Source organism: Aminipila luticellarii (assembly GCF_004103735.1).
GTDB classification, from domain to species: Bacteria; Bacillota; Clostridia; order Peptostreptococcales; family Anaerovoracaceae; genus Aminipila; species Aminipila luticellarii.
On the sequence record NZ_CP035281.1, the window covers coordinates 1,975,905 to 1,987,297 of the forward strand.

10 protein-coding genes are annotated in these 11,393 nt (G+C 42.7%); 2 read left to right on the top strand and 8 right to left on the bottom strand.

Annotation, left to right across the window (positions count from 1 at the left end):
- Window positions 1-16: 16 nt before the first annotated feature.
- Complete coding sequence (locus tag EQM06_RS09145) at window positions 17-1,060, bottom strand: LacI family DNA-binding transcriptional regulator (protein WP_128746108.1); 1,044 nt, start codon at window positions 1,058-1,060, stop codon at window positions 17-19.
- A 151-nt stretch (window positions 1,061-1,211) separates the two neighbouring features.
- Here EQM06_RS09145 and EQM06_RS09150 point away from each other — a divergent pair, with 151 nt between their 5' ends.
- On the top strand, window positions 1,212-2,339 hold the full coding sequence (locus EQM06_RS09150) for a YibE/F family protein (protein WP_128746110.1): 1,128 nt from the start codon (window positions 1,212-1,214) through the stop codon (window positions 2,337-2,339).
- The gene (locus EQM06_RS09155) at window positions 2,333-3,112 is read left to right on the top strand and encodes a YibE/F family protein (protein ID WP_128746112.1); all 780 of its coding nucleotides are present in this window, start codon (window positions 2,333-2,335) and stop codon (window positions 3,110-3,112) included. The genes EQM06_RS09150 and EQM06_RS09155 overlap by 7 nt, the downstream gene beginning before the upstream one ends.
- Window positions 3,113-3,358: 246 nt before the next feature.
- On the opposite strand, the gene dltD is transcribed toward EQM06_RS09155, so the two are convergent.
- The 7 genes from dltD to EQM06_RS09190 all read right to left on the bottom strand — a co-directional run bounded on the left by dltD (window position 3,359) and on the right by EQM06_RS09190 (window position 11,392).
- Entirely contained in the window at window positions 3,359-4,546 is a 1,188-nt protein-coding gene (dltD, locus tag EQM06_RS09160) for a D-alanyl-lipoteichoic acid biosynthesis protein DltD (protein ID WP_128746114.1), read from the bottom strand.
- A gap of 4 nt (window positions 4,547-4,550) precedes the next feature.
- A complete protein-coding gene (gene dltC / locus EQM06_RS09165) occupies window positions 4,551-4,781 on the bottom strand; it encodes a D-alanine--poly(phosphoribitol) ligase subunit DltC (protein ID WP_128746116.1) in 231 nt (76 codons plus the stop codon).
- Window position 4,782: 1 nt separating this feature from the next.
- Window positions 4,783-5,946, bottom strand: coding sequence for a D-alanyl-lipoteichoic acid biosynthesis protein DltB (dltB, locus tag EQM06_RS09170; RefSeq protein ID WP_128746118.1), 1,164 nt, complete (start codon window positions 5,944-5,946; stop codon window positions 4,783-4,785).
- Window positions 5,943-7,463, bottom strand: a complete 1,521-nt coding sequence (gene dltA / locus EQM06_RS09175; protein ID WP_128746120.1) for a D-alanine--poly(phosphoribitol) ligase subunit DltA — start codon at window positions 7,461-7,463, stop codon at window positions 5,943-5,945. The genes dltB and dltA overlap by 4 nt, the downstream gene beginning before the upstream one ends.
- A 261-nt stretch (window positions 7,464-7,724) precedes the next feature.
- Window positions 7,725-8,426: a cysteine hydrolase family protein gene (locus EQM06_RS09180; protein ID WP_128746122.1), complete on the bottom strand. Its 702-nt coding sequence runs from the start codon at window positions 8,424-8,426 to the stop codon at window positions 7,725-7,727.
- Between the two features lie 45 nt (window positions 8,427-8,471).
- Window positions 8,472-9,818 carry an APC family permease gene (locus EQM06_RS09185; RefSeq protein WP_128746124.1) on the bottom strand — a complete coding sequence of 449 codons (1,347 nt, stop codon included), beginning with the start codon at window positions 9,816-9,818 and terminating at the stop codon, window positions 8,472-8,474.
- A gap of 179 nt (window positions 9,819-9,997) precedes the next feature.
- The gene (locus tag EQM06_RS09190) at window positions 9,998-11,392 is read right to left on the bottom strand and encodes a sigma-54-dependent transcriptional regulator (protein WP_128746125.1); all 1,395 of its coding nucleotides are present in this window, start codon (window positions 11,390-11,392) and stop codon (window positions 9,998-10,000) included.
- Window position 11,393 lies beyond the last annotated feature (1 nt).

Genomic DNA, 11,393 nt, shown 5'->3' on the forward strand with positions numbered 1-11,393 from the left:
TTGCACCTCTTTTAAATTATTTCGCCGATCGGCGGACAATCAATTCGGTTGGAAGGAACACGGTGTTTTTTTCAACCAATACGCTGTTATTTTCGTGTTTTATTTTATCCTGCCGAAGCTTTTCTATGTTTTTAATCAATAATTCCGCAGCCTTATAGCCCATTTCATAGTTCGGCTGTTTTATGGTGGTAAGCGGCGGCTCCACCAAGCTGGCCAGATAGATGTCATCAAAACCTACAATACCTATATCTTCGGGTACACGTAGACCGCATTCCTTTAGCTTTCGGATCGCACCGATGGCAATTAAATCGTTTCCGCAGAAAATCGCATCGATGGGCTCTTTCTCATGAAGCAGCTGATCAGCCGCCTCTACACCCCATTGCAGTTTATACTCCCCGACCTTTATGTAATGCTCATTGACAGGAATTTCTCTTTCGGCAAGGGCCTGATTGTACCCCTCCAGTCTTCCCCGGGCAGTAGTGGTCGTAATGGAGCCGGCAATATAGGCTATTTTTCGGTATCCCCTGTCCAGCAGATAAGATGTAGCCATGTAAGCCCCTTCTCTGTTATCCACTACCACTCTGCCTATCACATTTCGGTTTTCATAGTCCCGGTCTATAAGCAGGATGGGAACCTTGCACTTGTCCAGGCTGTCAAAGCCCAGTTGTCTGTCCGAAGAATGCGCAAAAATAATGCCATCCACCATTTTTTCTGTCAATACGTTGATATATTTATCTTCTCTCTTGATTTTGTCATCTGTATTGCAGTATATGACGCTATATCCAAATTCACTGGCTTTATCCTCTACTCCCCTTGCGATCTCAGGGAAGAACGGATTCACAATATCCGGTATGATCAGTCCGATGGTGCGGGTCTGCCGTGTAATGAGGCTTCTCGCCATGGTGTTCGGCGTATAATTATATTTTTGTGCGATAGCATGAATTTTTTTTCTCGTTGCTTCGCTGATTTTTTTATCCTTTTTATTTAGAACCATAGAAACCGTAGCAATGGAAACTTGCGCTTCTTCTGCGATTTCTTTTATTGTAATGCTTTTCTTCATAGCAGTTTCCTTTTCGGTTAAACGTTTAACCCAATTGTTACATACATTTTACTTTAAATAGACTCCAGTGTCAATGGATTAAAGATTTTTGACATCTTCATCCGAGAGATATATAATTTGTATATCTTTTTAGGGTGAGGGTTTAGACAACATGTATAAAAATGAATTTCATATGAAAAAAACAACGATTATCAAGGGCTCTGCCGTTGTGCTGCTCAGTTTACTGCTTTTTTTTCTAATCTATAACAATTATAGTTTATACGATTCTACGATTGCAAAAGTAACAACGGTGCAGAACACCTTTTTAGACAGCAAAAATTCCACAAAAGGAAATACGGAAAACTATTATAAACAGCAGATTCAAGCCATTGTAAAGAACGGTCCCCACAAGGGGCAGCTGGTACATCTCCAAAACACATATGGAGAATCCCTGGTGTACGACAATAAATATTCTTCGGGAACATCTCTTTTTATTGAGAACCTTACCGAAGGTGACAAGGATCTGACCGCCAATATTTCAGGAGTCAAACGGGATTATTATGTAGCGGCAGTGGTTTTGATTCTGGTGGATCTGCTCATTATGGTAGGGGGTCTGCAGGGCTTTTTCACGATTTTGTGCCTTTCCGTAAACATTATTTTATTCTACGCAATGCTCCTTCTGCACTATAACGGACTGAATATTTTACTTCTTTCCTCCATTATGTCCGTACTGTTTTCAAGCATTGTGCTGTTTCTTATCAACGGAAGAAGCCGAACCACCGTTATCGCGCTCTGTGCCACCTTGGCGTCTATATTTTTTGTGACGGCACTGTCGTTTGTGGTCATGCGGTTTACACCGGATATCGACTATGAATTTTTAGAATATTTGATTCATCCCTACGAGCGTTCCGATGCGGACATGCTCTTCCTCTCAGAAATCCTGATGGGCTGTGTGGGGGCCATTATAGATATTTCGGTGACCATTACCTCCTGTGCGTCGGAGCTTTTGAGAAAGGATCCTTTTATAACAAAAAAAGCCCTGATTTCCTCTTGCAGAGAGGTCAGTGAGGATATTACGGGAACGATGATCAACACCGTGTTTTTTACGAATGTATCCTCCTGTATTCCCCTGTTCATTTTATCCATACAGAACGAAATAAAGTTTATGACAGTCATTCGATATAATGTATTTTTTGAAGTTTGCCGGTTCTTGACCGGAAGTATCGGAATTGTCGCCGCTATACCTGTTTCAATTTTGGCGGTTTATCTGGTATACGGGAGGAGAGATTCAACATGCTGATTGTATTAGTTCTTATCCTTATTGTTTTAATGCTTTTGGTGGGAGGTGACAAGACCGCAAAATCTCTGGTCACCTTATCGTTTAACTGTTTCATACTTTTGTGTACGATCTTTGCCATCAATATGGGGCTGAATCCGCTGATATCCACAGTGATCTCCTGTGTTGTCATCAGTCTCATCACCCTTTTTTACCAAAACGATATCAACATCAAAACAAAAGTGGCGTTTATCTCTGTCCTCATTGTGATTGCCATTCTTTTTCTGTTGATATTTAAAATTGTTTCCATGTCCAATATTCAGGGTTTCCCTCAGGATCAGCTTTCCATTCAGGATTCCAACGGCTATTCCCGCAACATCAGCAGAAATATGATGTATATTCAGATCTCCGTTATTCTGATGGTCTTTATCGGTGCGATCATTGATACGGCCCTTGCCGTGGCTTCCGCCCTTTATGAAATCCATCTGAACAATCCGGATCTGTCAAAGGAAAAGATTTTTGAATCCGGTATTCATATCGGAAGAGATATATTGAGTTCTACCGTTCATACGCTGTTCTTCATATACATTGCCGAGTACCTGACCTTATTCATACAATTTGTAGACGACTCTACCTTTGTACAAATGATAAATTCCAAGGAGTTCTGTCAGGAATTTATATCGATTGCACTGAGCGGTGTAGGCTGTGTTCTGATTATTCCTATTACTGCTTTTCTGGGTTCATGGTTCTATAAAAGGCATAAAATTGCGCCGGTTGAATCAGAACTTAATAATTAATAACCCCCTTATCGGCGAGGGGTACTCCTCCTACACTCCCTTTTTATCCAATGGAAACGATTTTCCTATTGAATAAAAAAGCGGTCAGTTTCTAAACTTAATAAGTTCAGGAACTGACCGCTTTAAAATGGTTCTTCTTAAAATTGTGAATACACATATACCGGTGCCGTAGATAAATTGGCATTGATCAGATATAAGTAGATCACCATCAACAGCAGATAAAAAGTGACCACCCAGCCGGCTGTCCTACATTTCCGGCTGCTTTTTATTTTCATCATAAAAGTTGTAAAGTGCTTCATTGACCGTAACCCATCCCTTTCCTCCAAGGTGTATGCCATCCTCGAAAAAATACTTTGTAAATTCTTCATTTGACAAATCTATCAGCTGAACCCCATATTCCTTTGTGAGGGCTCTTATATTCTCATAATATTTTGTTCTGGTGTCAGCGGGAAATCCTGTATAATCGTAATAATATCCATTGACAGGGAGAGCCACGACCAAAGGTTCTATGTGAAGCTGCCTGCAAATATCCAAGAAGCATTTGAAATCATCGTATTCGGGAGAAACAGTATAGCAGTTTCTTACCTTTCTCTTCTCCGGGACAGCTCTGCCGTGCAGCTTATACTCTGCCCTTGTAAATCCTTTAGGGCTCATATAGAACGGATTTTGATTTTCCTTTTCTCCTTGTGCTTCTGCCCGGTTCATATAGGCACTCCAGTCAATCTCTTTATCTTCATTTCCTTTATTTTGATCGGATTCCAAATGAAAGAGCTTCGCCTGCAGGATTACGCTCTGCCGGTCTTTTTCCCTCAAATAATTTTCATAGACGCGGTAGCTCACCCCATCCATTAAGGAATTCTTATCCTCCGTGAGAACCCGGTCATATATATGAACCCGTTTCAGTGTAGCTGGATCCACTTGAAGCAGGTGGTTTGTTCTGTTTTCAATGTATCGCTTCGTTTCCGGTGACAGATTACCGTTTTGGAGCATTTCAATGTAACTGCCTTCGGAGAATCGGGAGGCAAAAGCCGTGTCTATCACTCCTTCTTTTCTGAACCAGGAAGGGGACAGCAGTAGTACGACCTTCTTGGTCTCCACGCTGTCCCCAACGGCCGCCAGAGTAATAGCATGTTCTAAACACTGATAATATCCTGCTCCGATCAGCATGGGATTAAACTCAAAATCCCTGAACATCGCCTTAGGATGATAGATGGTTTTTTGTCCGTGTTCAAACTCCGAAGACCCGAAAACCACTATGGAATGCTTATTTAAATTGGCTCGGATGGCCTCCGGCGAATTAAATTTTGCTTTATTGGGCCATGTGCTGAAGGCATTGTTATCCAGTGCTATTGCCTGAACGCTGTATATATGCAATCCATACACAGTAAAGGAAAACAGCAGAAGTGCCATCACAAAAGCTTTTATCTTGCTCACGTTCCTATCCTCTTGCCTGAATGATCCCAATGATTTTCGCCGGTGTGCTCAAGTCTTCTCTCTGAAATTCAGAAGGGGACAGCACAATGCCAAATTCCTCCTCTACCAGAGCCAGCAGCTCTGCAAACCCTAAAGAATCCAGCAAGTCTGTCTTCAATAAATCGATCTCCAGATTTTCTTTTACGATATCATCCTCACATATTTCTGCTAACATATTCAAAATTTTTTCTTTCATTTTAGTGTCCCCCTACATTTAATAGTTCCAATAATCTCCCTGAGAAGATCAAAAATCCAAACATCACAAGCTGCAGCGTTACAAACCAAGACGCCAACTTGTAAGCCCTTTTATCTTTATTTTTCTTATAGAATGATGATTTTTTCTGATAGATCTCCGTCAATGCCAGCAGCATTCCGTGATAAAGACCGTACAGCAGGTAAGACGGCGTAAGCCCATGCCACATACCCATAATGAACATGTTTACCATAAAGCCTGCGGACGCTCTTTGCAGTCTGGTATGAAACCATTTTTTCTTTACACATTTCATGATAAAACGGGAAAAGATAAAATCTCTGAACCAATAGGATAATGTGATATGCCAGCGATCCCAAAAATCTCTCATATCCTTTGCCGCAAAGGGCTTTCTAAAATTATCCGGCGTCCGTATGCCCAAAATATAGCTGGTTCCCACAGCCATTAAACTGTATCCCGCAAAATCAAAGAACAGGTAAAAGCCATACAAATAGGCGTACCCGATTGCGCAGTACCACTGACTCCCATCAAAGAAACCCATCCATTTATAAAATTGTACGGCCAGTATCAATTTGTAGATCAGACCAAGTAAAATTTTATAAATACCGGTTCCGGCCATTTCCAAATATTCTTCCCGGCCATAGACCTTGACCCAGTCCTCGTGAAATCGCCTGCTCCTGTCGATAGGCCCGCAGCTCAACGCCGGGAAAAACAGGATAAACCCCGAATATTCCAAGACAGGCACCTCCGTAATAATGCCGTCATACATCTCTATGATCATTTGCACCGTTCGGAAGGTCAAATAGGAAATGCCCAAGATCCCCATGATATTCCAATCAAAAATTGGAGAACATTTATTTAAAACAAGCGGCAATATACTCAGCAGTACGGCACCGTAATAAAGCTTTTCATTACGCCCGTATCGTATTCTTATGCGTTGGTATCCTTTTATAAGGGCTAATTCAGCTAAAAAGAATCCGATAAAGCATAAAAATTGCTGAATGTCGTCTGCTAAGACCATACAAATAAAGCCTATGGATATACCTAAGGTATAAAATCTTAGGGGTTTTTGCAGAACGCCAAGAGCGATTGCCGGAAGCAGGGCAAAGATCAGGCAGATATAGAACAGATAGCCTCCATACAGCGTCACTTTGCCAACCTCCCCAAGAGCTTCCTGTCTATCTTACCATTACCGGTAAGAGGAAATTCTTCTACAAAAATAAACTTTTTAGGAATCATATAATCCGGAAGAAATTCTTTCAGTTTTTTCTTTAAAATGAGAGCCGTATCAAACGGTTCCGTTATTTTTCCTCGGTATATCACATAAGCAGATAAGCTCTTTGTTTTTCCTTCTTTTACGTTGGGCAGGACCACCGCTTTATCAATCTCTTTTAGCTTTAGAAGATTCTTTTCAATATCTTCCACCTCGATCCGATAGCCGTGCAGCTTGATCTGTAAGTCCAGCCTGCCGCAATAATAGAGCATTCCGTCCCTTAGATATCCCTCATCTCCCGTATGGTATCCCCTTACCTTCTGCCCGTTTCTTTCAGCTTCAAAAAAGAACTTCTGATTCAGCTCCGGTGATTTGTAATATCCGGAGCTTACCGTATTTCCAAGAATAATAATTTCACCCTTTTCTCCATCTTTCAGCAGCCCCCCCTCTTCATCTCTGATCTCGATAAAAGTTCCGGGTTTTACTCTTCCCACAGGAAGGGAACGGTCCGCCGCCTGATCCTTCTGGGTGATGACGGTGCCGGTAACTGCAACCGTTGACTCCGTCGGCCCATATGTATTGATGATCTGAGCACGAGGGAACCTCTCCCTAAGCTTTGCGGCCGCAGCTTTCGTTAAGGTTTCTCCGCAAAATAAAAAAAGTTCCAGTTCGGGCATCAGATGTTCGCCGAACTGTTTGTCAGACAGGCAGATTTCCGCAAAGGAAGGCGTAGAGACCCATATGCTCACCTGCGAACTTCCTAACGCTTGCATTAGCCTTTTATAGTCCTGCTGCACCTCTCTGGACAAGGCCCACAGGGTTCCTCCGCCGGCCAGACAGGTATATACATCCATGACGGATAGATCAAAGGAAAAGGGAGCCTGATTCAGAAAACGCTTTCCAGTCTTCTCCCTCTGCTCACTGCCAAGCGTAACAGACCATTCCAGATAGTGGTTCAAACAATCCGCCGTAATCTGTACCCCTTTCGGCTCGCCCGTACTGCCGGAAGTAAAAATAATATAAAAGACTTGTTGATCCTTCACCCATTTTTCCGGTGAAATGCTCTCCGACTGCAACGCAATAATCCTCTTGATTTCCTCTTTTTTAATGACCTGTTGGAAATCCCCGTTCAGCTCTTCCGTAGCCAGTATCACAGGAGCACCAATCCGGTTCAGTATCTGCCGTGTACGCAGCTCCGGAACTGATACATCGATCGGGCAGTAAGCCCTGCCTGATTTTACACAAGCCAGCATACAGACAAGCATATACACCGATTTATGTCCGTAGACAACGATCGGATCCCTGTTCTCCCCGCAAGTCTGATCTAAATAAGCTGCCAGATAATCGGAGAACAGATCGAGCTGCTGATACGTGATTTCTTCCCCGTCTGAAATCATGGCCTTTGCAAGAGGTTTTGTGCATGCGTACTGTTTTACCTGTTCAAGTATATTCATTTTGTCATTTTCCCCCTCTTAAAACTCTTTCCCAGTATTTTTTATTCTTTTTATTACTATAACGCTCAATTCTTAAGCCAATATTTATCAATTCTTACGTTTATCTTAATTTTATCTAAAGCTGTCGTAAGTTTTTAGATAGAAGACTGTCCAATACAACGAAAACCCCTTTTATTAGATTTCTTATCTAACAAAAGGGGTTTCTGTCAACCGCATCATTCGGTCTTCTTCTCAAGGCCTAAAAATTTCTGCTGTTATCCTCTATTTCAATTTCCCTTCTAAAACAGCAATCGTTTCTTCTGTGCTCAATACATTGCAATATAAATTATTCATAATTTTAAGCTCCGCATCGTGAAGCTCCATGCAAGAGGCGGCACAGGCATCTTCCACACAGATGACCTTAAATCCGTCATCGGCAAGGCCTCTTACCGTTCCTGCGACGCACTGATCCGTAACAATACCGGTCACTACTACGGTATCAATTCCCATATTCCGAATCAGTCTGGAATAGTTTGTCCCGGCTACCACGCTGTCTGTAGTTTTATTTACTACGATTTCGCTTGGCAGCGGTTTCAATTCATTAATCATGTCGGCTTCTTCCGTGTTCACATAGAGAAAAATTCCATTCCAGCCGTCGGTTTTCTGTACGGGTGTGCGATCCTCTCCGTCCGGTCTCAGGCAGGCAATACGCCCAAAGGTAACGGCCAGCTCCTTCGATCTGAAATATTCCAATAATTTAACATTGTTGGGAATAACTATGTCATCCAGTCGGTCATGGAACGGCAGCCATCTTTCCCATTCACCCATTTCTTTAAAGGTAATGGATTCGCCGATTTCCCTTGAAACAAATTCTTTCTGCATATCTACGATCAAGAGAGCCGTTTTTTTAGGATCAACTACGAGATCCGGCCATTCCGTCATGGTTTCATAATAATAAGATACATATTTAGGATTAGGTTTCATTTTTGTCCTCCTTATTTTGTTCCTTTTTCAATTTATTTTATTGGTTTATTCTTCATAGATTTTAGGCTTGATTTTAAAGCCTTTTGTTGAAACCGCGGCAAATATCAATCCAATTAGCAGCCAGCTGAATCCTACGATAAAGGATAGCTTGGACAGGTGCAGCCACAAATAGAAACAGATGATGAAGCCCAGTGCAGGTAAAATCAAATACTTGACCACATTTCTTTCTTTCTGACGGAAGAAGAAATAAACGATTACAGACAGATTGACGCACATAAAGCCAAACAATCCGCCGAAATTCATCAATTCACACACCAAGGTCAGATTTAAAAGCAGAGAGCCTGCGATACCGATCACACACATGATAAGAATATTTAATACAGGGGTCTGGAATTTTGGATGCAAATAGGTGAAGAACTTCTTTGGAAGGACTTCATCCCGTCCCATTCCGTACATCAGTCTCGCTGCGCTGGACTGTCCTGCGATCCCGGCTGTAAAGGTAGATAAAATAACTGCAAAGGTATAAAGTCCGGACATGACCGTCCCCCCTGCCAGCTGAGCCACTTCAAACAAGGCTGTATCCGCACTGCCAAAGGTTGTATAATCCGGCCATACCAGCTGAGCTACATAGGCCTGTACCACAAATATAAGTCCTCCCGCAACGCAGGCAATAATTGCAGCCCGCCCGATATCCTTTTTCGGGTGTACGGCTTCTTCCGCCATGGTGGTAATGGAATCAAATCCAAGAAAAGAAAAGCAGGCTAAAGCACTGCCGGCAACCAGTACATTCACATTGGTCACACCCGGATTAAAAAAAGGTCTGGAGGAAATCAGGGTTCCCTCTCCTGCACCGCCGAGAACCGCTTTTGCGCATACGACGATGAACATCATGACGATCGCGCCCATTACAGCTACCAGTACCAAATTGGTCTTGGCTGCCATCTGCACGCCCACGCAGTTCACAACAGTTACGACCCCCGCTATGATCAGCACCCATACGAAATAAGGGACCTCCGGTACTGCCGCATTGGCATAGAGGGCTCCCGTAATAAACACAATTAACGGTACGAGTACATAATCCAGATAAATTGCCCACCCCGCAAAGAATCCCAGATGATGGTTAATACCCTTTTGGGTATAAGAATAAGTGGATCCGGCCACAGGAAAAGCTCCGGCCATTCTGCCATAACTGGCGGCGGTAAAAAGCATGGCGACCATGGCTATCAAATAGGACATCGCCAGCGTACCTCCGGTCGTTGCGGATGCACTCCCATAAATATAGGCCGGTGCAATCGGCGTCATAAATGCAATTCCATAAATAGCCAGGTCTTTCAGTTTAAGCACCCGTTTAAGGTGCTGACCGGAATCTGCATTCGTTATCTGCTCACTCATGAAAATTCTCCTTTCTTCATAAAAAAATAAAAATAATAGTGAAAAAATTTACACCATAGTAAATAGCAAGATTGATGCCATATTCACTTCTCTTCATTTTTCTTACTTGAAAGGAGTTCAGCCCGCCTAAACCGCTACCTTTTTATACCCAACTGCTACCTTTACGTATCAGTTGCATCTCATATCTGTTCTGTCTCCTGCTTGACAGCTGTCCTGTCTATCTCTAGATGCTTCATCTTGGCTTGCAGATTTTTTCTCGCGATTTCCAGCTCCTTCGCCGTTGCCGTTATGTTTCCGTTATTCTTTATCAGCGTTTCCGTAATAAACTGTTTTTCAAACTGCTCTCTTGCCATGCGAAGGTTCGTATTTTTTAAAGATCCGTTTTCCTCTTCGTCCGTGCGAATCGGCTGTCTGATTTCTTTGGGAAGCATTGCTTCCTGAATATCCGCTCCACTGGAAAATACAATTAATCTTTCAGCCATATTTTTCAGCTCCCTCACGTTTCCCCGCCATGAATACGACAGCAGCACCCGCTTTGCCTGCCCGGTTATTTTGACCCGGCTCTTGCTCATTTCATTGGCATAATAATCCAGATAGTATTCCATCAGAGGGATAATATCGTCCTTCCTTTCCCTTAATGGCGTTGTTACCAACGGTACTACATTGATTCTAAAATACAGATCCTCCCGGAAATGTCCCTTCTCAATCTCTTTCCGCAGGTCTTTATTCGTAGCACAAATCAGCCTGAAATCAACCTTTATCGTTTTCGTTCCGCCGACCCGCTCAATTTCCTTTTCTTGCAGTACACGCAAAAGCTTGCTCTGAAGCGGATAAGGCATGTCCCCGATCTCATCCAGAAACAGGGTTCCTCCGGTGGCCATTTCAAAACGTCCTTTTTTAGTGGCTATCGCGCCCGTAAAAGCACCCTTTTCGTGACCAAATAATTCACTTTCCAATATATTTTTGGCCAAGGCCGAGCAATTCACCTTGATTAAAGGACCATCCCTGCGCTCACTGTTATAATGCAGTAAATTCGCAACAATCTCTTTTCCTGTACCGCTTTCTCCGGTAATAAGTACGCTTGAATTAGTGGGTGCGATCTGGCTTATCTGATCTTTCAAGGAGTTCATGGCCTCCGAGCTGCCCACCACCTCCATATTTCGGGTCATATCGTTCAGCTGGGTGCGGAGCTTGACGTTTTCGTCATTCAGCTTCAAAAACTCTTCTGCCTTTTTGATGTTTAAAATCAGCTGATCGATTTCAAAGGGCTTTATCATATAGGTATACGCACCGTTTTCCATAGATTCTACAGCCCCGGCAATGGAGCCCTCTCCTGTCAGCATCATGACCAGCTGTTCTGAATTTTTTTCCTTTATTTTTTTTAAAAGATCCACCCCATTCATTTCCGGCATCACCACATCCAGAATGACAATGTTAAAATTCTCCTTATCCAACAGCTCCATGGCTTCCCGTATGTTCGTCTTCGCCTGAACATAATATCCATTGCTTGCAATAATCCTTGAATAAATATTTAAAAAGCTTTTATCGTCGTCTATCATTAATATTTTATACATA